Source organism: Streptomyces viridiviolaceus, from assembly GCF_014650995.1.
In the GTDB taxonomy this organism is placed as follows: domain Bacteria; phylum Actinomycetota; class Actinomycetes; order Streptomycetales; family Streptomycetaceae; genus Streptomyces; species Streptomyces viridiviolaceus.
In genome coordinates this window covers 10,972-33,564 of the sequence record NZ_BMWA01000005.1, presented here as the reverse complement: position 1 = coordinate 33,564, position 22,593 = coordinate 10,972, and the positions used below count along the sequence as shown (strand labels likewise).

The 22,593-nt window shown below is 72.3% G+C and carries 21 protein-coding genes and 1 pseudogene; 11 read left to right on the top strand and 11 right to left on the bottom strand.

Annotated features, from left to right (window positions below; translation table 11 throughout):
- Positions 1–169: 169 nt before the first annotated feature.
- The gene (locus tag IE260_RS07900) at positions 170–1,501 is read right to left on the bottom strand and encodes an aminotransferase class I/II-fold pyridoxal phosphate-dependent enzyme (protein WP_189869763.1); all 1,332 of its coding nucleotides are present in this window, start codon (positions 1,499–1,501) and stop codon (positions 170–172) included.
- Between the two features lie 35 nt (positions 1,502–1,536).
- Between IE260_RS07900 and IE260_RS07895 the strand changes: the two genes are divergently transcribed.
- Both IE260_RS07895 and IE260_RS07890 read left to right on the top strand, forming a co-directional pair.
- Complete coding sequence (locus IE260_RS07895) at positions 1,537–2,223, top strand: pyridoxamine 5'-phosphate oxidase family protein (RefSeq protein WP_189869762.1); 687 nt, start codon at positions 1,537–1,539, stop codon at positions 2,221–2,223.
- Positions 2,223–2,857, top strand: a pseudogene (locus tag IE260_RS07890) (FMN-binding negative transcriptional regulator). Before IE260_RS07895 ends, IE260_RS07890 begins: the two are co-directional and overlap by 1 nt.
- 39 nt (positions 2,858–2,896) lie before the next feature.
- On the opposite strand, the gene IE260_RS07885 reads toward IE260_RS07890, so the two are convergent.
- The 3 genes from IE260_RS07885 to IE260_RS07875 all read right to left on the bottom strand — a co-directional run bounded on the left by IE260_RS07885 (position 2,897) and on the right by IE260_RS07875 (position 5,661).
- Positions 2,897–3,847, bottom strand: a complete 951-nt coding sequence (locus IE260_RS07885) for a DMT family transporter (protein WP_189869761.1) — start codon at positions 3,845–3,847, stop codon at positions 2,897–2,899.
- A gap of 185 nt (positions 3,848–4,032) precedes the next feature.
- A complete protein-coding gene (locus IE260_RS07880) occupies positions 4,033–5,037 on the bottom strand; it encodes an EamA family transporter (protein ID WP_189869760.1) in 1,005 nt (334 codons plus the stop codon).
- A gap of 84 nt (positions 5,038–5,121) precedes the next feature.
- On the bottom strand, positions 5,122–5,661 hold the full coding sequence (locus tag IE260_RS07875; protein WP_189869759.1) for a Clp protease N-terminal domain-containing protein: 540 nt from the start codon (positions 5,659–5,661) through the stop codon (positions 5,122–5,124).
- Between the two features lie 219 nt (positions 5,662–5,880).
- On the opposite strand from IE260_RS07875, the gene IE260_RS07870 reads away from it, so the two are divergent.
- The gene (locus tag IE260_RS07870) at positions 5,881–6,048 is read left to right on the top strand and encodes a hypothetical protein (RefSeq protein ID WP_229880525.1); all 168 of its coding nucleotides are present in this window, start codon (positions 5,881–5,883) and stop codon (positions 6,046–6,048) included.
- A gap of 70 nt (positions 6,049–6,118) precedes the next feature.
- Here the strand turns inward: IE260_RS07870 and IE260_RS07865 are convergent, their stop codons facing one another.
- On the bottom strand, positions 6,119–6,760 hold the full coding sequence (locus tag IE260_RS07865; RefSeq protein WP_189869757.1) for a PadR family transcriptional regulator: 642 nt from the start codon (positions 6,758–6,760) through the stop codon (positions 6,119–6,121).
- 230 nt (positions 6,761–6,990) lie between these two features.
- Between IE260_RS07865 and IE260_RS07860 the strand changes: the two genes are divergently transcribed.
- A complete protein-coding gene (locus IE260_RS07860; RefSeq protein WP_189869756.1) occupies positions 6,991–7,800 on the top strand; it encodes a PhzF family phenazine biosynthesis protein in 810 nt (269 codons plus the stop codon).
- A 37-nt stretch (positions 7,801–7,837) separates the two neighbouring features.
- Here IE260_RS07860 and IE260_RS07855 read toward each other — a convergent pair whose 3' ends face one another.
- Positions 7,838–8,635 carry a CPBP family intramembrane glutamic endopeptidase gene (locus IE260_RS07855; protein ID WP_189869755.1) on the bottom strand — a complete coding sequence of 266 codons (798 nt, stop codon included), beginning with the start codon at positions 8,633–8,635 and terminating at the stop codon, positions 7,838–7,840.
- 89 nt (positions 8,636–8,724) lie between these two features.
- On the bottom strand, positions 8,725–10,242 hold the full coding sequence (locus IE260_RS07850; RefSeq protein ID WP_189869754.1) for a glutamate-cysteine ligase family protein: 1,518 nt from the start codon (positions 10,240–10,242) through the stop codon (positions 8,725–8,727).
- Between the two features lie 561 nt (positions 10,243–10,803).
- Here IE260_RS07850 and IE260_RS07845 point away from each other — a divergent pair.
- The gene (locus IE260_RS07845) at positions 10,804–11,394 is read left to right on the top strand and encodes a hypothetical protein (protein WP_189869753.1); all 591 of its coding nucleotides are present in this window, start codon (positions 10,804–10,806) and stop codon (positions 11,392–11,394) included.
- Between the two features lie 333 nt (positions 11,395–11,727).
- Positions 11,728–11,931 carry a DUF5999 family protein gene (locus IE260_RS07840; RefSeq protein ID WP_189869752.1) on the top strand — a complete coding sequence of 68 codons (204 nt, stop codon included), beginning with the start codon at positions 11,728–11,730 and terminating at the stop codon, positions 11,929–11,931.
- Positions 11,932–12,069: 138 nt separating this feature from the next.
- Here IE260_RS07840 and IE260_RS07835 read toward each other — a convergent pair whose 3' ends face one another.
- The 3 genes from IE260_RS07835 to IE260_RS07825 form a co-directional block, all read right to left on the bottom strand.
- Complete coding sequence (locus tag IE260_RS07835; protein ID WP_229880578.1) at positions 12,070–12,834, bottom strand: carbohydrate ABC transporter permease; 765 nt, start codon at positions 12,832–12,834, stop codon at positions 12,070–12,072.
- Between the two features lie 71 nt (positions 12,835–12,905).
- On the bottom strand, positions 12,906–13,904 hold the full coding sequence (locus IE260_RS07830) for a carbohydrate ABC transporter permease (protein WP_189869750.1): 999 nt from the start codon (positions 13,902–13,904) through the stop codon (positions 12,906–12,908).
- A 6-nt stretch (positions 13,905–13,910) separates the two neighbouring features.
- On the bottom strand, positions 13,911–15,206 hold the full coding sequence (locus IE260_RS07825; RefSeq protein WP_189870036.1) for an extracellular solute-binding protein: 1,296 nt from the start codon (positions 15,204–15,206) through the stop codon (positions 13,911–13,913).
- Positions 15,207–15,579: 373 nt separating this feature from the next.
- Here IE260_RS07825 and IE260_RS07820 point away from each other — a divergent pair, with 373 nt between their 5' ends.
- The 5 genes from IE260_RS07820 to IE260_RS07800 all read left to right on the top strand — a co-directional run bounded on the left by IE260_RS07820 (position 15,580) and on the right by IE260_RS07800 (position 19,547).
- The gene (locus IE260_RS07820; protein ID WP_189869749.1) at positions 15,580–15,975 is read left to right on the top strand and encodes a TOBE domain-containing protein; all 396 of its coding nucleotides are present in this window, start codon (positions 15,580–15,582) and stop codon (positions 15,973–15,975) included.
- A gap of 199 nt (positions 15,976–16,174) precedes the next feature.
- On the top strand, positions 16,175–17,017 hold the full coding sequence (gene modA, locus IE260_RS07815; RefSeq protein WP_229880521.1) for a molybdate ABC transporter substrate-binding protein: 843 nt from the start codon (positions 16,175–16,177) through the stop codon (positions 17,015–17,017).
- The gene (locus tag IE260_RS07810) at positions 17,014–17,865 is read left to right on the top strand and encodes an ABC transporter permease (RefSeq protein ID WP_229880519.1); all 852 of its coding nucleotides are present in this window, start codon (positions 17,014–17,016) and stop codon (positions 17,863–17,865) included. The genes modA and IE260_RS07810 overlap by 4 nt, the downstream gene beginning before the upstream one ends.
- Before the next feature lie 136 nt (positions 17,866–18,001).
- Positions 18,002–19,093 carry an ABC transporter ATP-binding protein gene (locus IE260_RS07805; protein WP_189869747.1) on the top strand — a complete coding sequence of 364 codons (1,092 nt, stop codon included), beginning with the start codon at positions 18,002–18,004 and terminating at the stop codon, positions 19,091–19,093.
- Between the two features lie 28 nt (positions 19,094–19,121).
- Complete coding sequence (locus tag IE260_RS07800; RefSeq protein WP_189869746.1) at positions 19,122–19,547, top strand: TOBE domain-containing protein; 426 nt, start codon at positions 19,122–19,124, stop codon at positions 19,545–19,547.
- A gap of 47 nt (positions 19,548–19,594) precedes the next feature.
- On the opposite strand, the gene gcvP is transcribed toward IE260_RS07800, so the two are convergent.
- Positions 19,595–22,480: an aminomethyl-transferring glycine dehydrogenase gene (gene gcvP, locus IE260_RS07795; RefSeq protein ID WP_189869745.1), complete on the bottom strand. Its 2,886-nt coding sequence runs from the start codon at positions 22,478–22,480 to the stop codon at positions 19,595–19,597.
- Between the last annotated feature and the right edge of the window lie 113 nt (positions 22,481–22,593).

The window sequence follows — 22,593 nt, the reverse complement described above, 5'->3', positions numbered from 1 at the left end:
CACCGGACCCCGTCCATCGGTCACCGCCGACGCGCCGATCCTCCAGCCCGCCGATCGTCACCACCGGGCCACCGGCCCCCCGGACCCCCGTCCACCAGTCACCACCGACACGCCGACCTTCCCCTCCGCCGGTTGCGACCACCGGGCCACCGGACCCCCCGCACCACGACTAGACGTAACTCCGCACCGCCCCCGGCACCAGCGCCGAGGCCACCGCGTCCGCCAGCGGGCCGGTTTCGCCCTCGGCCAGCGTCGAGACGGTGATCCGGATGCCGGGCGGCGCGTTCACCCGGAAGCGGGCGCCGGGAGCCACGGCCCAGCCGGCGTGCAGCAGTCGGGCGACGGCGCCGGTCTCGTCCGGGACGGGAATCCACACGTTCATGCCGCTGCGCCCGTGCGCCTCGATGCCGCGCTCCGCGAGCGCGCCGAGCAGCGCGTCCCGGCGCCGCCCGTACGCCGCCGCCACCGCACCCGCGTCGACCGAGCCGTCGGCCCACAGCCCGGCCACGGCCCGCTGGGTGATGCGGCTGACCCAGCCGGGCCCCAGCCGCTGCCGCCCGCGCACCCGGTCGAGCGTGACCTCGTCCCCGGTCAGCACGGCGAGCCGCAGGTCGGGCCCGTAGGCCTTGGCGGCCGACCGGACGAAGGCCCAGCTGTGCGTCGTACCGGCCAAAGGGTGCAGGGGCAGGTCGACGATCCGGTGGCCGTGGTCGTCCTCGATCAGCAGCGTCCCGGGATGGTCGCCCAGCACGGAACGCAGGGCACGCGCGCGCGTGGCGCTCACCGCCGCGCCCGTGGGGTTCTGCGCCCGGTCCGTGACGACCAGGGCGCGCGCTCCGGCCGCCAGGGCCCGGCGCACGTCGTCGGGCAGCGGCCCCTCGTCGTCCACCCCGACGGCGACCGTGCGCAGCCCGAGGGCCGCGACGAGGTCGAGGAGGCTGCCCCACCCCGGGTCCTCCACGGCGACGGCGTCACCCGGTTTGAGGTGTGCCACCAGCACCCGTTCCATGGCGTCCAGCGATCCGGACGTGACCGCCAGGGGGCCGTCGGGCACCCCGTCGGCGTCCAGATCGGCGCGTGCCAGGCGGACCAGCTCCGGCTCCACGGGCGCGTGCCCGTACAGCATCGGCTCACGGTCGCCCTGCTCGGCCGCCGCGGCGAACACCGGGCCCAGTGCGGGCAGCAGCGCCGGGTCCGGGTTCCCGTCGGAGACGTCACGCACCCCCTCCGGCACCTCCACCCGGATGAACTCGCGCCCCGTGGTGGCCGGCTTGGACCGCACCCGGCTGCCCCGGCGCCCGGCGGTCTCGATGACCCCGCGCTCCCGCAGCGTGCGGTAGGCGGCCGCGACGGTGTTGGGATTCACCCCCAGCCGGTCGGCCAACTCCCGCATCGGCGGCAGCGGTTGGCCCGGCTCCAGCTGCCCCGAACCCACCGCGCGCTCGATGCTCGCGGAAATCTCCGCTGCGCGGCGCCCCGTGATCAGATACTCTCCTAGCACAAAGTCGATTATGCACTAGTGCAATGGAGAGCGCCATGCAGGGGACCTCGCAGCCGCCGTCGCAGCCCGCCACCGCCTACACGCCCACCGACCGCACGGTCCCCACCCGCTCCCCCGGCCGCGCGTCGTACGACAAGGAGCTGGTGCACGCGATACTCGACGAGGGTTACGTCTGCCACCTCGGCTTCGTCCGCGACGGCGCCCCGGTGGTGCTGCCGACGCTGTACGGCCGGGTCGGCGAGCGGCTCTACGTCCACGGTTCGACGGGCTCGCGCCCCCTGCGGATGACGGGCGGAGCCGACCCGGGCCTGCCGGTGTGCCTGACCGTCACCCACGTCGACGCGCTGGTGCTGGCCCGCTCGGCCTTCCACCACTCGATCAACTACCGCTCGGTGGTGGTGCACGGCACCGCCCACGACGTGACGGACCCCGACGAGAAGCGTGAGGCCCTGGACGCCCTGGTCGACCACGTCGTACCCGGCCGCTCCCACGACTCCCGGCCGGCCAACAAGAAGGAGCTGGCCGCCACCGCCGTCATCCGCCTCCACCTGGACGAGGTCTCCGCCAAGGTCCGCACCGGCGGGGTGAACGACGAGCCCGAGGACTACGGTCTCCCCCACTGGGCCGGCCTCGTGCCGCTCCGCAAGGGCTACGACGTCCCGGTCGCCGACCCGTCCCTGGCCCCCGGCACCGCGCTGCCCGACTACCTCGCGGTGCTGTGATGCTGATCCACCCCTGGGACGCGCCCCCACGACGACGCCGAGTGACAGCGCTGGCTGGCCGGCCACGACTTCGGCCGGCTCGCCGTGAGCGGCCCGCCCGGCGAGCCGCCCGAGGTACAACCGCTGCACTTCGCCTATGACGCCGGGCGGGGCGTGGCGGTCACCCACCTGGCGCGTCCCGACCCGGTGTGGCGTGCGCTGGAGGCGAATCCGAACGTCCTGCTGAGCGTGGTCGACGACTACGTGTACGTCCCCGGCCCCTGGCAGGCCGCGCCGGACACCCGGCCCGAACACGGCGTGCCGACCAGCTTCTACGCGGCCGTCCAGCTCCGCTGCCGCGCCCGTGTGGTGGACGATCCGGACGAGAAGGCCGACCTCCTCAACCGCCAGGTCGGCCACTTCCAGCCGGAGGGCGGCTCCGCGCGGGCGGCGGCGGGCGAGGCGCCGTACCGGACGGATGCTGTCCGGCATCCGCGGCCTGCGGCTGCAGGTGACCGGCGTACGGGCGAGGTTCAAGTACGCGGGCAAGCGGTCGGACGAGGTCCGGGACAGGATCGCCACCGGGCTGGCCGGCCGTGGCGGCCCCGGTGACGCGGAGGCGCTGGAGCACCTGCTGCGCCGCCGGGACGCCTGACCACGGGCCTCTCCACGGCCGGTCAGGCCCTGCGCGCAGTCACACGAGCACGGGCCGTTTCGTCCGCGTCCGGGCCTCCCGCGCCTCCGCCACGGCGAGCCCTGCCACCGAGCCGAGCATCAGCAGGGTGCCGGCCACGGTCGCGGCCGTGAGGTGCTCACCGAGCACGACGACCGCCAGCACGGCCGCGCTGACCGGCTCCAGGAGCATGATCACGGACACGGTGGCGGACCGCACGACGGCCGCGCCCGCGAAGTACAGGCCGTAGGCGAGGGCGGTGGGCACGGCGGCGACGTACGCCAGCAGCCACAGGAGCCGCCCGGGCTCGGCGGTGTGCGGCACCAGGCCCTCGGCCAGGGCCAGGGGCAGCAGGCACAGGCTGGTGACGGCGAACGCCCCGACGGACGTGGCGGCGGCGTCCGTCCCGCCGTCCCGCCCCCACTTGCGGGTGAGCAAGGTCATCACCGAGTACCCGGCCGCGGACAGCAGCGCGAGCAGGACGCCCCAGGGGCGCACCGTGGCACCACCGCCGCCGAGCACGAGCACGGCGAGCCCGGCGAGCGCTCCGACGACGGCGGCGGCTCCGCCCCTGCCCAGGCGCTCCCCCAGGGCCGCCCGCGCGCCGAGCGCGATGAGCACCGGCCCGGCGCCGAGCGTGACGACCGTGGCCACGGCGAGTCCGGTGGACCGCACCGCGGCGAAGTAGGCGGTCTGGAACACCGCGAGCCCGATGCCGGTGACGGTGGCCCGCAACGCCTTGCGGCCGAACGGTTCGCGTACGGCTGCGGTCACGCGCGGACGCAACCGACGGGCGGCGCACAGCAGCACCAGCCCGGCCGCGCAGCGCCAGAACGACAGGGCGACCGGGCCCATGTCACTGGCCCGGTAGACCAGCGACGCGGCGGCACCCGCGGTGCCCCAGGCGGCACCGGCGACGATCAGACAGAGGAGGCCACGCCCGACGGGCAGGCCGGAGACGGCATTCGACACGAGTTCTCTCCGCAGACGCGCACACGGCGCGGAAGTTCGGAGCACCCCGGCACTTCGGGGCGCGAGGACTTCGTCCGCGGGCAGCACCGCCCGGCCCGGCGACCACGCGCCGGGCTCGTCGAGGGGGCCCGCCTCAGGCGGCCGGAGGCGGGAGAACGAGTGCGTCCGAATGCATGATCCGCAGCCTAGGCGGCGGTTCCCCGGCTGGACAACTCCCTTTCCGGGCCACCGCTCGCCACGGGGTCCGCCGCGCCCTTCGCCGGTGCCGACGACTGGGCGATGAACGCGCCCACCAGGACCACCGCACCGCCGATGATCTGCGGAGCCGAGAGGTGCTCGCCCAGCAGCACCCAGGCCAGGACGGTCGCGATGACCGCTTCGAGGCAGGCCACGACTCCCGCGACCTGCGGCGAGAGACGGCGTACGGAGAGGACGCCGGTGACGTAGGCGAGGACCGTGGCGACGAGCACGATCCACGCCAGCAGCAGTCCCGCGGCGACGGGCGTGCCGTTCATGGGCGCGGAGTGGGCGAGCACGGACCAGTCCATGGACCAGGGGCGGGCGACGACGGTGAGCACGGCGGCCCCGACGAGGAGCCCGTAGGCGATCACTCCGAGCGGGTCGGGTGCCTCGTCGCCGGCGTCGCTGCCCTGATCGGACAGGACGAAGTAGCCGACCTGGCAGCAGGCCGCGCCGAGCGCGAGCAGCAGTCCGAGGGCGTCGAAGCCCAGCCCCGACCAGACCTCCACGACGCAGGCCAGCCCGCCCACCGCGAGGACCACGCCGAGCGCGGCGGCACGCGTCACCGGCCGCCGCTGCACGAAGCGCACCCAGCCGAGGACGAGGGCCGGCGCCAGGTACTCGACCAACAGGGCGACGCCGACGGGGATTCGGGAGATCGCGGCGAAGTAGCAGGCCTGGACACCGGCCACGGCGAGCAGCCCGAACCCGGCGAGCAGTCCCGGGCGGCGGCGCAGCAGCGCGCGGTGGCGCACGGCGAGCGGCAGCATCACCAGGGCCGCGCCCGCCACGCGCAGCCACACCACGTGGAGCGGGTCGAGACCCGCCTCGATCAGCGGCTTGGCCGCCACCCCGGATCCGCCGAAGGCGACCGCGGACACGAGCGCGAGGCCGAGCCCGACGCCCTTTCCGCGGCTGCCGTGAGCGCTGTCATACGTATGCACCGGCACATGATGACAGGGGACGACATGACCGTCACCCCCGATGACACCTGTCTCACCGGCTGGACGTCCGGGCCGTGCGGCGGGCGGCGGTCAGGACGTCGGTTCGAAGTGGTTCTCGACGCGGGCGAGCACCGTACGCGGATCGACGGCGGCGCGGGCGAGCACCTCGACGGCCCGGGCCTGGGGATCCACGACGAGGGCGGCGAGCAGGTCGACGCCGCAGGCCCGCACGGCGCCGCGCCGGGCGGCGCGGGCGCCGGCGTACTCCATGGCCGCGGCGGCCAGCGGGGAGAACCCCGCGGCCTCGGTCACGACGGGTACGGCTCCGGAGTCCTCGACGGTGCTCTGCCAGCGCAGGCCGTAGCCGATGCTGCGTTGCACGAGGTAGCCGAGCAGCCGGGCGAGCTGCGGCCCGTCACCGAGGACGGAGCGCGCCTCGGGGTCGTACTCCAGGAGGGAGTGCAGCAGATGGGCCGTGTCGACCTGGCGGTCCCCGTCCCGGACCGCCCGGCGGCGTGCGCCGGAGACCACCGATGCCAGCTCTGCGCTGAACCGGGCATCGCCGTCGGCGCCGTCCGGGCGCCGACCGCCTTGCTCACCGGCCGACTGCCGGGGGATACGGGGTTGCACACCCCCTACCCCATCAGTCCCTCCGGCCCGGGTCATCCCCGAGGGGGAGCATCTTCGCGTCCCACGCAGAGTGGACCCGCGATGCCGGAATCTCCTCCTTACGGATGAGATCAGGCCGTTCCTCCCACCCGGCGCACGCCGCCCCGCCCCACGCCCCCCAGGGCAACCGGAACGCATGATCGTGGGTCCAACAGGGGCATGAGGAGCGGGTGCTGGCTGGTGTCCCTGCCGGCGGTCGACGGCAGGCAGTACGTCTACCGGGTGTACGCCCCGGAGGACGCGCTGCCTGCCGACCTGTTCTGGGAGGCGTGGCACTGCCATGACGAGAGCGCCTTGCCTCGCGCGTGGGACCTGTTCGACGCGGCGGCGATACGGCGGCTCGGCTGAACCCGGCGGTCCCGCGGCATGCGGAAGGCGCCCCGCGGACCGCTCCGCGGGGCGCCTGTCACTGGGGGGGTCAGTCCTCGTCGGCGAGGATCAGGTACAGCTTCTTGCGGGCGTCGTTGATGACGGTGAGCGCCTTCTCGCGCTGTTCCTTGCTGCCCGTCTTCCAGACCTGGCCGAAGGCCTCCATCAGTCCGAAGCCGGCCTGCCGGATGTCGTTCAGCGCCTCCCAATCGACCCCTCGCGAAGCCTCTTCCCAGGGCGCCTCGGGATCCGCCTCGGCGGCCGTCCGGCCGTCGTCGGTGAGCGAGAAGAGCTTCTTGCCGCCCTCGCTCTCACTGGCGATCAGGCCCTCGTCCTCCAGCAGTTGGAGGGTGGGGTACACCGAGCCGGGGCTGGGCTTCCACGCTCCGCCGCTGCGCTCGGCGATCTCCTGGATCATCTCGTAGCCGTGCATCGGACGGTCCCTCAGCAGGGCCAGGATCGACGCCCGTACGTCGCCGCGCCGCGCCCTGCCCCTCGGACCGCCGCGCCCTCGTCCGCCCCATCCGTGCCCGAAGCCCGGCCCGAAGGGTCCGCCGGGACCGCCCGGGCCACCGGGACCGCCCGGCCCGAAGGGACCGAACGCCGCGCGCCCCCCGTCGAAACCGCCGCGGCCGAAGGGGCCGCCCTGTCCGCGTCCGCCGTGTCCACGCTCGTATCCGTGGGTACGCATCGCCACCACTCCATTCCATCGTTGATCTGTCGCGATGCTTCAACGATATATCGGTACTGCTCGCATGACAAGCCCCTCGCAGTTCGGGCTGCCCGCGCGGCGGAGCCGGCACCTCGTCGGAGTCTGCATCCACGCGCGGACCGTGAGGAAAGGCCGGGCTCCGGAAACCCGGTCCAATCCTTGCGAATTGGCCTTGGTCCGCGGCTCCGCCGAACCCCTAACGTCAGGGCATGCGCATCCGAATCGTCGACGCCTTCACCGACCGGCCCTTCGCCGGCAACCCCGCCGGGGTCCTGCTCCTGGACACCTTCCCCGACGACAACTGGCTCCAGCAGGTCGCGCTGGAGGTCAACCACGCCGAGACCGCCTTCGCCCACCGGCTCCCCGAGGGAGGCGAGGCCGACTGGGCGCTGCGCTGGTTCACGCCCCTCACCGAGGTCGCGATGTGCGGCCACGCGACCCTGGCCACGGCCCACGTACTGCACACCACCGGCGCCCACGAGGGCCCGGTGCGCTTCGCCACCCGCAGTGGCGTCCTGGTCGCCACGCCCCGCGAGGACGGCTCGATCACCCTGGACTTCCCCACCGCCCCCCTCACGCCGGTCGAGGCGCCGACCGGGATGGCCGAGGCGCTGGGCGCCGAGCCCGTGTCGGTCCTCGACACCGGTCCGAACGTCGGGGACCTGCTGGTCGAGGTCGCCGACGAGAGGACGGTCCACGCGCTGGCACCGGACCACAAGGCGCTGGCCGGCCACTCCAAGCGCGGCGTCATCGCCACCGCGCGCGCCGAGAACCCCGCCCTCGGCTACGACTACGTATCCCGCTGCTTCTTCCCGAACGTCGGCATCGACGAGGACCCGGTCACCGGCAGCGCCCACACGGCCCTCGCCCCCTTCTGGTCCGGGCGTCTGGGCCGCCCCGACCTCACCGGGCTCCAGGCGTCGCCCCGCTCCGGCCGCGTCCGCACGGAGCTGCGCGGCGACCGCACGCTGCTCAGCGGGCGCGCGGTGACGGTGATCGAGGGCGAACTGCTCGCCTAGCCGCCTGGGGGCGCGGAGGAGCTTCCCGCATCCCCCTTCACGCCGTCGGCAGCCAGCTCACCTTCCCGGCCAGCAGCGCGTAGCCGACGAAGGCGCCGATGTCGAGGAGCGAGTGGGCCACCACCAGCGGACCCACCCGTCCCCATCGGCGGTACAGGTACACGAACACCACGCCCATGACCATGTTGCCGACGAAGCCGCCGATGCCCTGGTAGAGGTGGTACGACCCGCGCAGCACCGAACTGGCCGCCAGTGACGCGCCCGGCGTCCAGCCGAGCTGGTCGAGCCGGCGCAGCAGGTAGCCGACGACGATGACCTCCTCCAGCACGGAGTTCTGCACGGCCGACAGGATGAGCACCGGGTACTTCCACCACACGTCGGGCAGCGCCTCGGGGACCACGGTGAGGTTGAAGCCGAGCCCCCGGGCGGCCAGGTAGAAGGCGATGCCGGTGCTGCCGATGACGGCCGCGATCGCGGCCCCTCGGCCCAGGTCCGACCAGGGGCGGGTGCGGTCGAAGCCGAGGGTGCGCAGGCTCTGCCCCTCGCGCAGCAGGAAGTGGGCCACCAGGGCGACGGGGACGAGCGCCGTGGCGATCCCGAAGAGCTGCCAGGCCAGGTCCAGCCAGGGGCGGCCGGGCGCGGCGGAGGCGTTGAGGGTGGCCGCCTGGTCCTTGAGGCCGCCCGGCCTGGTGACCGAGCCGATGAAGCTGATCAGCGCGGAGACACCGCTCGCACCGAGCGAGAGGGCCAGGACGAGCAACGTCTCGTCACGGAAGACCCGTCGCGAGAGCCGCTCCTGAGGAAATGATTCGACCACCGGGCCCGCCTCCGCCATGCGCACCTGCCTACAGCTGGGACGTCACAGCTTGCCCGATCACCATGGGGCGGCCCGCGGCGGGGGCGGACCCGGTGGCATGCCCGCCGTCAGGCCTGCGTCACCGGCTCCGGCAGACCCACCGGCCACCGGTGCACGGGGTCGCCCTTGTTCATGAGTTCGCGGTAGCGCCGGGTCGTGGCGGCCAGCGCGGCCTCCCGGGACAGGCCGGCCTCCAGCGCCCGGTGGAACGTGGCCGCCTGCCAGGACGCGCCGTTGACCCGGCGCCGGCACCGTTCCTCGATCACTCCGAGGTACAGATCCCGGTCGGCGGGCTCCACGCCCCACGCGTCCAGCCCGGCCTCGGCCAGCGGCAGCAGTTCATCGCGTACGAGGACGGCGGCGTCGACCTGGGCGGTGCCGCCCAGCCGACCGCGCCGGGGCCACTCGAAGCGGGCCTCGATGCCGTGCCGGCACGCGGCGTCGAAGTTGGCGGCGGCGGCTTCGAAGGGCAGCCGGCTCCACACCGGCCGGGGCTCCTCGGCGAGCGCCCGGATGACGCCGTAGTAGAAGGCCGCGTTGGCGATGACGTCGGTGACGGTGGGGCCGGCCGGCAGCACGCGGTTCTCCACGCGCAGGTGGGGGACACCGTCCGCGATGTCGTAGACGGGGCGGTTCCAGCGGTAGACCGTGCCGTTGTGCAGGACGAGTTCGGCGAGCCTGGGCACCCCGCCCGCGTCCAGCACCTCCAGTGGGTCCTCGTCGTCGCAGATCGGCAGGAGGGCGGGGAAGTAGCGCAGGTTCTCCTCGAACAGGTCGAACGCCGAGGTCACCCACCGCTCGCCGAACCAGGTGCGCGGGCGTACCCCCTGGGCCTGGAGCTCGGGCGGGCGGGTGTCGGTGGACTGCTGGAACAGCGGGGGCCGCGACTCGCGCCACAGCTCGCGGCCGAACAGGAAGGGCGCGTTGGCGCCCACGGCGATCTGCGCGGCGGCGACCGCCTGGGCCGCGTTCCACACGTCGGCGAAGCGCTCCGGGGTGACCTGGAGGTGCAGCTGCACGGAGGTGCAGGCCGCCTCCGGGGCGATGGACTTGGAGGTGCAGGTGAGATGTTCGACGCCGTCGATGTCGAGGGTGAAGTCCTCGCCGCGGGCGGCCACGATCTGCTCGTTGAGCAGGGCGTAGCGGTCGACGTCGGAGAGGTTGGAGGAGACCAGGTCGTCTCGGTCCAGGGTCGGCAGAATGCCGATCATGGCGATTCCCGCGTCCAGCTCGCCGGCTTTCCGGTCCGCATATGCCAGCGACGTACGGATCTCCTCCGCGAGTCGGTCGAAAACCCGGCCGCCCAAGCGGTGTGGAGCGATGTTCACTTCCAGGTTGAACATGGCGAGTTCTGTTTGGAAGTCACGGCTCGCGATCCGTTCGAGGACTTGCGCATTCAACATTTTCGGCAACCCGTCCGTACCGACGAGATTCAATTCGATCTCCAGCCCCATCAGGTTCTTGGGACGGTCGAACCGCCGCTCCGCCAGGAGTCGCTCCAGGCCCGTCAGGCACCGCCGGAGCTTGTCGCGGTAGCGCTGGCGATCGGACAGGTCGAACTGACCTGCCACGACCTTCTCCCCCATGGAAGCGTCCCTTCTCGGATCAGCGGACCGAAGATCCGGCCGCCGGTGTGCGGGTCAGGTGGGATGATGCCCCGCCGAAGCGATCGATAACGTCTCCGCGGCGGCGCGTCAGCCGCTACGCTGAGCCGATGTGACCGGTGGCACATTCACCGGGCATGGCACAGGGCGCAGTTTCACCGTCAGGCAACTCGTGAAAAACGCCGACGACAATTGGCCGACCGCTCGGTGAACATTCCCCGAGGTCACCGCCGTACACCCGGTCCGGAATCCGGATGTTTCCCGCATATCGACGACTGATTACACCCTTGTTCTGCTTGCCGGAGACGGCTAGACGAAACACAGTCTGAACACGTGTCGTATAAACTCCGCGAACAAGGCAGATGGTTGGCGGCCGCATCGAAGGTTCCTGCCGTCGGGATGGCGTTCGGCAGGCCTCACCCCCCACTTCCAGGTTCTCGGGCCCCGGCCCCTGCCTTGTCGACCCCGTGAGCTGACAGCGTCGTCCGCCCCACCCTGCACCGCCCTCGCGCCACCGTGCCTTCGAATGAGAGGCGACCCACCATGCCGCTGCATGTCCCCCCGGCTCCCGCGCCCGCACTTCGCTCCGTCCTCGCCGCGCTCTCCTCGCCCACCGCGGTCCGCGAGGCCCGCACCCCCTCCCTGCTCGGCGCCCCGGGGCCCACCACGCCCGAGCTGCCGCTGCCCGTGCACGTCCTGGACCGGATCACCGCCGAGGGCGTGACGGCGACGCGGCTGACCGGCTGGCGGTTCCTGATCCGCTCCGGTGACCGCGCGGTGGCCGCGGCCGAGACCATGCTGACCCCCGACGGCTGGGCGTTCTCGCACTTCTTCGAGGGCCCCTACGTCGCCTCGACCGAGCGCGCGCTGCGCCAGGCCGAGACGGTGGCCCAGCCCTACCAGCCGCGCCTGCTGTCCCTGCCCGGCCTGTACATGCTCACCCTGTGGCTGCACGGCGACTGCACCGCGGACGCCGCCGCCGGCCACCCCGCCGCCACCGATCTGCTGGTGCCGCTGGCACCCGCCCCGCCCGGCATCGCGGCCCACCGGCCGCACCGGGTGGCCGAACTGCTCCCGGTGCTGACACATCGGGTGACCCCGGTCCCGACACGGCTGCTGCGCTCCCCCGCCTGATCTCCGAGCACCACTCGAACGCCGTAGTGCTCGTAGGAGCAATCAATCGCTCCTACGAGCCGGACGGGGCCGCCGCCCCGGCTGGACTAGCCCCATCCGGCCATGGCGAACCACCCGAAGTGACAGTGCAGTTGAGATGAACCGTCCGCGTGGGTGATGCGTCATCAACCTGTGAGAAGCGGTGCCGCGAAATCCCTGCGGATTGACGCCCGTAGGGCAACACTGGGTTCCGACCGACTTGAACAACGGGGGGCGGCCATGAACGACGCTTCACGCCGCGGGACAGCCACGACAGCGAACTCACCCATCACGACAGAGCGAAAGATCCCACCCATGTGCCAGCACCAGCCACCGTGCCCCTCAGCCGACTCCGCCGACCGGGAATCCGCCCGCCTCGTGGCGCACCACCCGGAGCAGGGCTGGAGCCTGCTGTGCAACGGCGTCGTGCTCTTCGAGGACACCGGTGAGCTCCTGCCGGACGGCCGGATCATCGCCCCGCACCGCCCGCTGGGTGCGGGGCTGATGACAGCCGCCTGAGCGCCGGGCGGGCGGTGCCGCACCATCCGTCCGACGCACGGAAGGGGCCGGCGCGCAGGCACCGCTGCGCACCGGCCCCGACGCGTGTCCGAGGACGGTCACTCACCGTAGCCGGGACCGTGCGGACGCGGCAGCCCGTCACCCCTTCGTGGCACCGGCGGCGAGACCGCCGACGAGCTGCCTCTCGGCGACGGAGTAGAAGGCGAGGGCCGGGACCATGGCCAGGACCAGGTAGGCGAAGACCCGCGCGGTGTCCGCGGAGTACTGCCCCTGGAACTGCTGGACACCGATCGGGATCGTCCACCACGTGGAGTCGGTGAACACCAGCAGGGGCAGGAAGAAGTTGTTCCAGCTGGTCACGACGGCCAGCACCGAGACGGTGCCGAGCGCGGGGCGGGCCATCGGCAGCAGCACCCGCCAGAAGAAGCCGAACGGACCACAGCCGTCGAGCGTGGCCGCCTCCTCCAGCTCGCCGGGGATCTCCCGGAAGAAGCCGCGCAGGATGATGATCGTCATGGGCAGCCCGAACGCCGCCTGCGGCAGGATCACGCCGAGCGGGTTGTCCAGCAGGCCGAGCGAGCGCAGCAGCAGGAACAGCGGCAGGGCCGCGACCGCGAAGGGGAACATCAGCCCCATGGTGAACAGCGTGAACAGCAGCTCACGGCCGCGGAAGGCGAACCGGGCGAAGGAGAAGGCGGCCAGCGCGGACACCGCGACCACGACGACGGTGGTCGCCACCGCGATGAGCGTGCTGTTGCCGACCAGCCGCCAGAAGGAGCCGGAACCCAGGATGTCGGTGTAGTTGGAGACCACCCACGGATCGGGCAGCCCGACGGGGTTGCCGGAGAGCTGGTCGGTGGACTTGAACCCGGACAGCACCGCGTACAGCAGCGGTACGGCCATCACCGCACCGACCGCGATCAGGACGACGTGCAGGGGCAGGGTCCGCCGCGCACGGGACTTGGAACGGACGGTCACTTCCCGCCTCCTCGCATGGTCGTGGTGGCCCCTTCCAGGTCGCGCCGGAGCACGAAGCGCTGGTAGGCGAGGGCGAAGACGAGGCTGATGCCGAACATGACCACGCTGATCGCGCTGGCGTAGCCGACCTGGTAGCGCTTGAAGCCGAACTGGAACATGGTCACGGCCATGGTCTCGGAGTGGTGGTCGGGGCCGCCCTGGGTGACCACCCACACCAGGTCGAACAGCTGGATCGCGCCGATCACCGAAAGGAAGACGCTGATGCGCAGGGTGGGCGCGAGCAGCGGCAGGGTGACGCTGCGGAAGCGCTGCCAGGCGTTCGCGCCGTCGATGAGCGCGGCCTCGGTCAGCTCCTTGGGGATGGACTGGAGTCCCGCCAGGTAGAGCATCATGTGGAAGCCGAAGTACTTCCACGTCATGACGAGGAAGAGCGTCGCCATCACCATCGACGGATCGGCGAACCACTCCCCGCCGAGCCCGTCCAGGCCGACGCCGCCCAGGATCTGGTCGGCGAGCCCGTCACCCGGTGCGAAGATCATGCTGAAGAGCACGCCGGTGATGGCCTCGGACAGCACGTACGGCGCGAAGAACAGCATCCGGTACACCGCCCGGCCGCGCATCCGCTGGTTCAGCAGTACGGCCGTGGCCAGCGCGAACGGCAGTTGCAGGGCGACGGAGAGCACGACCAGGACCAGGCAGCGCCACAGGTCGCCGAGGAGGACGGGGTCGTCGAAGGCCCGGGTGAAGTTCTCCGTGCCGATGTAGTCGGAGGGCATGCCGAAGCCGCCCCAGCGGAAGAAGGCGGCGTACAGGGCGAACAGGATCGGCAGCAGCACCAGCACGACGAACAGCACCAGGGCGGGAAGCTGGAAGCCGACCGCGGTGAGCCAGTGGTACGCGCGGCGCCGTCCCCGCCCCCGGGCCGCGGTGGCGGACGGGGGCGGGCGGTCGACGTCGGGGCCGGTCCGCTCGTCCGGCAGGAACGTGGAGGTCATCGGGGGCTACTGCTCTTCCTTCGCGGTCTTCGTGATCGACTCGGCGACCTGCTGAGGGGACTTGGAGCCGGCGATGAGCGCGGCGACGCTGTCGTTGACCTCCTGGCCGACGGCGGGCGCGTAGGCCTGGTCGAGGTAGAGCTGGAAGCCGGTGCTGCTCTTCAGCTGCTTCTGCACGGCCTGGAGGTTGGGGTCGGTGAGGACGTCCTCGGCGGCCGGGACGACCGGGAGGACACCGGTCTTCTCGACCAGTCGGCGGTCGGTGGCGGCCGAGGCGAAGAACTTCAGGAAGTCGACGGCGGCCTGCGGGGCGTCCCGGCGCAGCGCGTGTCCGCCGCCCCCGCCGAACACCTCGGTGATCGCGCCCTTGCCGCCCTCCACCGCGGGGAACGGGAAGAAGCCGAGGTCGTCGCCGAGCCCCTTGCCGGCGTCGGCCTCCACGACCGGGGCCCACTGGCCCATGAGCTCCATCGCCGCCCTGCCGTTGCCGACGGTCGCGGCCTGGCCGGTGGGGGTGGAGTACGCCGCGCCCAGGAAGCCCTTCTGGAACGGCTGGAGGTCCACGAGTTCCTCCAGGTGCCGCCCGGCCTGGACGAACTCGTCTCCGGTGAAGTCCTTGGCGTCGTTGGCCTTCCCCAGGGCGTCGGCACCGGCGGTGCGCATCGCCAGGTACGCCCAGTAGTACATCCCGGGCCACTTCTCCTTGCCGGCCAGGGCGATGGGGGTGATGTTCTCCGACTTCAGCGCCTGTACGGCGTCGAGGAATCCGCTCCAGGTGGTGGGGGGCGCGGCGATGCCCGCCTTCTTGAAGTGGGCCTTGTTGTACCAGAAGCCGACCATGCCGATGTCGAACGGGATGCCGTACGGCTTCTCGTCGATCAGGTAGGGCTCCTTGGCGACGGGCAGCAGGCCGCCCGACCACTCCTTCGTCCGGTCCGTGAGGTCCTCGACCAGGCCCGCGTCGACCTGCTGCTTCAGGACGCCGCCGCCCCAGGTGTGGAAGATGTCCGGGAGCTTCCCCGAGGCGGTCAGCGCCGTCATCTTCGACTTGTAGGCGTCGTTCTCGAGCTGGACGATCTTTATCTTGACCTTGGGGTTCTCCGCCTCGAACTGCTTGGCGAGGGCTGCCCACACGTCCTTCGTCGGCTGAGTGGTGGAGATGTTCCACCACTCGACGGTGGTCGTCCCCGACGACCCTCCTCCGTCCGAGTCACCGCCACAGCCGCTCAGCGCGGTCATCCCCAGACCGGTTGCGGCGGAGGCCGCCAGAAAGCCGCGGCGGGACAGTGCCGGGTCGCCCATCATGCGCTCCTTGAGTACGGGACGGCGTGTGCACGCCTGTCCAGCGAACGATCCGAAAGTTTCGGACAGAATCCAGAAAGCTGCGTTGCTGCCGCACCCTAGAGACAGGCCCCAAACGGTGGCAACCCTTTGCGCACGATGAATCTTCGCCCGGCCGCACTGGACGAGGGGGCCCTCCCGTTCCCGGCACTCCGGAGGGGCGAAAGTTTCGGCCACGCTTGCGAACGTTCCGCCGTCAACCGACCGCCAGCGGGGAAATGCCACCTCCGGCGCCAGGTCGGACACCGCCCTGCCCGGGGCCCGTGTCGTGCCCTCCGCGCGTCCGCGCGGCCCCGCGTCCGCCACCCCCCGGCCGCCCCCTATCGTGACCGGCATGCAGTCCTACACCATCGGCCAGGCGGCGCGGCTGCTCGGCGTCAGCCCCGACACCGCGCGCCGCTGGGCGGACGCGGGCCGGATCACCACCCACCGCGACGAGGGCGGACGCCGGCTCATCCACGGGCGGGACCTGGCGGCGTTCTCGGTCGAGCTGGCCCGGTCCGGCGCCGGCGACGAGGATGCCCCGTACACCTCGGTGCGCAACGCCTTCCCCGGGATCGTGACCGCGATCAAGCTCGGCGACGTCGCCGCCCAGGTCGAGATCCAGGCCGGCCCCCACCGCCTCGTCTCCCTGCTGACCCGGGAGGCCGTCGAGGACCTCGGTCTGGAGGTCGGCATGGAGGCCACCGCCCGCGTGAAGTCGACGAACGTCCATATCGACCGCACCTGAGCGGGCTTCTGTGCGAACGCACATGCGCCCTCTATCCGCCCTGAGGCTCGCTCATGCGATACGACAGGAGACTTACGCCTCGCAGATGCGGAAGTATGATCGGCGCATCGGAGGAGCCGGACGGAACCGTCCGCCAGGCCCGGAACGGACGGGGGGCGGACCTGTCGGGCTCCCACCAGACCACAGAGGGAGTTGGCCCGTGACGACCCGTTCCGTGCGAGGGACCCGCCGTGCCCGCCGTGCCCTGCGGGTGGCCGGCACGGGAGCCGCCGCCCTGCTGGCCCTCAGCGCCTGCTCCTCGCCCGACGCGGACTCCGGTTCGGGCACCGGTGACGCCGGTTCCTCGGCCTCTTCGTCCGGCAAGCTCTCCGGCACGGTGACCGTCTTCGCCGCCGCCTCGCTCAAGGAGAGCTTCACCGCGCTCGGCAAGGAGTTCGAGGAGCGGCACCCGGGCACAGAGGTCGCCTTCAACTTCAGCGGCAGCGACACCCTCGCCGCCAGCATCACCAGCGGCGCCCCGGCGGACGTCTTCGCCGCCGCCAGCGGCAAGACCATGAAGATCGTCACGGACGCCGGCGACACGGCCGGGACGCCTGCCACCTTCGTCCGCAACCAGTTGGAGATCGCCACGCTGCCGGGCAACCCGGACAGGATCTCCTCGTTGAAGGACCTCACCAGGTCCGGTCTGAAGGTCGTCCTGTGCGACAAGACCGTGCCGTGCGGCGCCGCCGCCCAGAAGGCCCTGCAGAGCAGCGGCCTGAAGCTCACCCCGGTGTCGTACGAGCAGGACGTCAAGAGCGCCCTGACGAAGGTCGAACTGAAGGAGGCCGACGCCGCCGTCGTCTACCAGACCGACGTCAGGGCCGCCGGTGACAAGGTCGAGGGCGTGGACTTCCCCGAAGCGGCCGAGGCCGTCAACGACTACCCGATCGCCCTGCTCAGGGACGCGCCCAACGCCGACGGGGCGAAGGCCTTCATCGACCTGGTGAAGTCCGCCGAGGGCCAGAAGGTGCTCACCGAGGCCGGATTCCGCAAGCCGTGACGAAGTCCACCCGGACCCCGACCGGCACCGTGGACGGCGGGCCGCGGCGCGCCCGCCTCCGCGGGGGCACCCGCACGGTACCGGTGCCGCTGCTGCTCCCCGCCCTGGTCGGCCTGGCCTTCCTGCTGCTGCCGCTGATCGCCCTGCTGGTGCGGGCCCCGTGGCGCGACCTGCCCGAACAGCTGACCAGCGCCGAGGTGTGGCAGGCCCTCAGACTGTCGCTGGTGTGCGCCACGTCGGCGACCTTGCTGAGCCTGCTCGTCGGCGTTCCGCTGGCCTGGCTGCTGGCCCGTACCGAGTTCCCCGGCCGGGGCCTGGTGCGCGCCCTGGTGACGCTGCCGCTCGTCCTGCCGCCGGTGGTGGGCGGCGTCGCGCTCCTGCTCGCGTTCGGCCGCAACGGGGTCGTCGGGCAGTGGCTGGACTCCTGGTTCGGGATCACACTGCCGTTCACCACGACGGGCGTCGTCCTCGCGGAGACGTTCGTGGCGATGCCGTTCCTCGTGATCAGCGTGGAGGGCACGCTGCGGGCCGCCGACCCGCGCTACGAGGAGGCCGCCACGACGTTGGGCGCCTCGCGGTTCACCGCGTTCCGTCGCGTCACCCTGCCGCTGATCGCGCCGGGCATCGCGGCGGGCGCGGTCCTGGCCTGGGCACGGGCGCTGGGCGAGTTCGGGGCGACCATCACGTTCGCGGGCAACTTCCCGGGCCGTACGCAGACCATGCCGCTCGCGGTCTACCTGGCCCTGCAGAACGACCCCGCGGCGGCCATCGCCCTCAGCCTGGTCCTGCTGGCCGTCTCCATCGCCGTCCTGGCCGGTCTGCGGGACCGCTGGATGACGGCCTCCTAGACCGCCGGCGCCCCGGGACACCATGGCCCAGACCTCCGGGCCCCGCCGACACACGACGCTCCCAGCCCTGCCTCCCCGGCCCCCGACACTCCCCGACGCCCCGACGCGCCGACCCCCGATGGTGGACGATCCCTTCATGACCGACCTCGACGACACCGCACCCGGCCGCACCGCGCCCGAGACGCGCGACGAAGGTCTCGACGCCCGTCTCGTCGTGGACCGCGGCAGCTTCCGGCTGGACGTCGCGCTGACCGCCGCGCCCGGTGACGTCGTCGCCCTGCTCGGTCCCAACGGCGCCGGCAAGACCACCGCCCTGCGCGCACTCGCCGGTCTCCTCCCGCTCACGGACGGCCGGCTGCGCCTGGACGGCGTCCGCCTGGACCGTACGCCGCCCGAGTCCCGCCCGGTCGGCGTGGTCTTCCAGGACTACCTCCTCTTCCCGCACCTGACCGCGCTCGACAACGTGGCCTTCGGACCGCGCTGCCGGGGCGTGTCCAAGGCGGAGGCCCGGGCCCAGGCCGCCGAGTGGCTGGACCGCATGGGCCTGGCCGAGCACACCGGCGCCAAGCCGCGCCGCCTGTCCGGCGGTCAGGCCCAGCGCGTCGCCCTCGCCCGCGCCCTGGCCACCAGGCCCCGGCTGCTGCTCCTGGACGAGCCCCTGGCCGCGCTGGACGCCCGCACGCGGCTGGAGGTACGCGCCCAGCTCCGTCGCCACCTGGCCGAGTTCGAGGCCGTCGCCGTACTGGTCACGCACGACCCGCTGGACGCCATGGTGCTGGCCGACCGGCTGGTCGTCGTCGAACACGGCCGGGTCGTCCAGGAGGGCGGCCCCGCCGACATCGCCCGCCGCCCCCGCACGGACTACATCGCCCAACTGGTCGGACTGAACCTCTACCGGGGGCACGCCGACGGGCACACGGTACGGCTCGAGGCCGGGCCCACGATCGCCACGACGGAGGAGTTGTCGGGGCCGGTGTTCGTGGCATTCCCGCCCGCCGCGGTCACCCTCTTCCGGGACCGCCCCACGGGCGCCAGCGCCCGCAACCTGTGGCGCTGCGAGGTCGCAGGGCTCGAGACGCACGGCGACCAGATCCGCGCCGGCCTCACGGGCGAACTGCCCCTCGCCGCCGACCTCACCACGGTCGCGGCCGCCGAGCTCGACCTGCACCCCGGTGCACCGGTTTGGGCGACGGTGAAAGCGACGCAAACACACGCATACCCGGCCTGAACCGCCTCCCGCACTACGGTGAGGGGCCATGACCCTGAGCATCCGCAATCAGCTTCCCGGCACCGTCACCGAGGTGCACCGCGGCGAAGTCATGGCGACCGTGAAAGTCCGGCTGACCGGCGGCCAGGACCTCACGGCGGCCATCACCCTGGAGGCCGTCGAACAACTCGGCCTCGCCCCGGGCTCCCCGGTGAGCGCACTGGTGAAGTCGACGGAGGTCTCCCTCGCCACCGGCCGCATCGAGGGCCTGTCGATCCGCAACCAGCTGCCCGGCACGGTCACCCGGCTCGCGCTCGGCGAAGCCATGGTGATCGTCAAGGTCACCGTGGACGGCGGCGAACTCACCGCCGCGATCACGAAGGACGCGGCCGGCGACCTGGGCATCTTCGTGGGCTCCGATGTCGTCGTGCTGATCAAGGCGACCGAGGTCGCGCTGGCCACGGATCTGCCATAGCCGAAGCCCCGCCCGGAACCCGGGCGGGGCGTTCGACATCGGCTCGCTCAGTCCTCGTACGCGTCCAGCGGCGGGCAGGAGCAGACGAGGTTGCGGTCACCGAAGGCCTGGTCGATCCGGCGCACCGGGGGCCAGTACTTGTCGGCCGCCGACACGCCGGCCGGGAACACGGCCTCCTCGCGCGAGTACGCGTGGTCCCACGCGCCGCCCAGCGCTCCGGCGGTGTGCGGGGCGTTGCGCAGCGGGTTGTCGTCCGCGGGCCACTCGCCGGAGCCGACCTTCTCGATCTCCGCGCGGATCGCGATCATCGCGTCGCAGAACCGGTCGAGCTCGGTCAGGTCCTCCGACTCGGTCGGCTCGATCATCAGCGTCCCGGCCACCGGGAACGACATCGTCGGTGCGTGGAAGCCGTAGTCGATCAGCCGCTTGGCGACGTCGTCGACGCTCACGCCGGTCGCCTTGGTCAGCGGGCGCAGGTCGATGATGCACTCGTGGGCGACGAGCCCGCCCGGGCCCGTGTACAGGACCGGGTAGTGGGGCTCCAGCCGCTTGGCGATGTAGTTGGCGGACAGCACGGCCACCTGCGTGGCGCGCTTGAGCCCCTCACCGCCCATGAGCCGGACGTACGTCCACGAGATCGGCAGGATGCCGGCCGAGCCCCACGGGGCCGCCGAGATCGGGCCCACGCCCGTCTGCGGACCGGCCGCGGGCTGGAGCGGGTGGTTGGGCAGGTACGGCGCCAGGTGCGACCGTACGGCCACCGGTCCGACGCCCGGACCGCCGCCGCCGTGCGGGATGCAGAACGTCTTGTGCAGGTTCAGGTGCGAGACGTCGCCGCCGAAGTGACCGGGCTTGGCGAGACCCACCAGGGCGTTGAGGTTGGCGCCGTCCACGTAGACCTGGCCGCCGGCCTCGTGCACCTGGGCGCAGATGTCGGCCACGTGCTCCTCGAACACGCCGTGCGTGGACGGGTAGGTGATCATCAGCACGGCCAGCTCGTCGCGGTGCTGCTCGATCTTGGCCCGCAGGTCCTCGACGTCGATCTCGCCGTCCTCGGCGGTCTTGACGACGACGACCTTCATGCCGGCCATGACGGCGCTGGCGGCGTTGGTGCCGTGCGCGGAGGACGGGATCAGGCAGACGGTGCGCTGGTCGTCGCCGTTGGCCCGGTGGTAGCCGCGTACGGCGAGGAGGCCGGCGAACTCGCCCTGCGACCCGGCGTTCGGCTGGAGCGACACCTTGTCGTACCCGGTGACCTCGGCGAGCCGCTCCTCCAGCTCCCGGATGAGGGTCAGGTAGCCCTGGGCCTGCTCGGCCGGCGCGAAGGGGTGCAGCTGCCCGAACTCGGGCCAGGTCACCGGCTCCATCTCGGTGGTGGCGTTGAGCTTCATGGTGCAGGAGCCCAGCGGGATCATGCCGCGGTCCAGCGCGTAGTCGCGGTCGGCGAGGCGGCGCAGGTAGCGCAGCATCGCGGTCTCGGACCGGTGCTGGTGGAAGACCGGGTGCGTCAGGTAGTCGTCGGTGCGCAGCAGCGCCTCGGGGAGCGCGTCCTCGGTGGCCGCGTCCAGCGCCTCGATGTCCGCCTCGAGACCGAAGGCGTTCCACACACCCGCCACCTGCGCGCGCGTGGTGGTCTCGTCGCAGGCGACGGAGACGTGGTCGGCGTCGACGAGCCGCACGTTGATGCCGTTGTGGCGGGCGGCCGCGACGACCTCGGCGGCCCGGCCCGGCACGTGCGCGGTGACCGTGTCGAAGTAGGCGCCGTGGACGGTCTCGACGCCCCCGGCGGCGAGACCCGCGGCGAGGACGGAGGCGTACCGGTGCGTGCGCCGCGCGATCCCCTTGAGGCCATCCGGCCCGTGGTAGACGGCGTACATACCGGCCATCACGGCGAGCAGCACCTGAGCGGTGCAGATGTTGCTGGTCGCCTTCTCCCGGCGGATGTGCTGCTCGCGGGTCTGGAGGGCCAGCCGGTACGCCTTGTTGCCGTCGGCGTCCACGGAGACGCCCACCAGGCGGCCGGGCAGGCTGCGCGCGAACTTCTCGTGCACGGCCATGTAGCCGGCGTGGGGGCCGCCGAAGCCCATCGGCACGCCGAAGCGCTGGGTGGTGCCGACGGCGATGTCGGCGCCCAGCTCGCCCGGCGACTTCAGCAGGGTGAGCGCGAGCAGGTCGGCGGCGACGGTGACGAGCGCGCCGAGCTCGTGCGCCCGGTCGATCACCGGCTTGATGTCGCGTACGGCACCGGAGGCGCCGGGGTACTGGATCAGGACGCCGTTGATCTCCCGCTCGGCGACCTCGGCCGGGATGCCGTCGGTGAGGTCGGCGACGACGACCTCGACCCCGGTCGGCTCGGCACGGGTCTGGATCACGGCGATGGTCTGCGGCAGCGCGTCCGCGTCGACCAGGAACAGGCCCTTCTTGTTCTTGCCCATGCGCCGCGAGAGGGCCATCGCCTCGGCGGCGGCGGTGCCCTCGTCGAGCAGGGAGGCGCCGGAGGTCGGCAGGCCGGTGAGGTCGGCGACCATGGTCTGGAAGTTCAGCAGGGCCTCCAGGCGACCCTGGGAGATCTCCGGCTGGTACGGCGTGTACGCCGTGTACCAGGACGGGTTCTCCATGACGTTGCGCAGGATGACCGGCGGGGTGAAGGTCCCGTAGTAGCCGAGGCCGATCATGGAGTCGAGGACCTGGTTGCGGTCGGCCAGCGAGCGGAGCTCGGCCAGCACCTCGGCCTCGGAGCGCGCGCCCGGCAGATCCAGCGCGTCGGCGTTCTTGATCACATCCGGCACCGCGGCGGCGGTCAGCTCGTCCAGCGAGCCGTAACCGGCCTGCGCGAGCATCTTGGCCCGGGCCTCGTGGTCGGGGCCGATGTGGCGCTGCTCGAACGGGATGCCCTGTTCGAGCTCGGAGAGCGGAATGCGAGGGGCGGTCATTGCGGAGGCCTCCTGGTCTGACGCGACCTGCGAGGGGCACCACGGCACGGGTACCCGGACGGCCTCCCCCTCTGTCATCTCGACCTGAGAGCTTCACCGGAGCGCCCATAAGG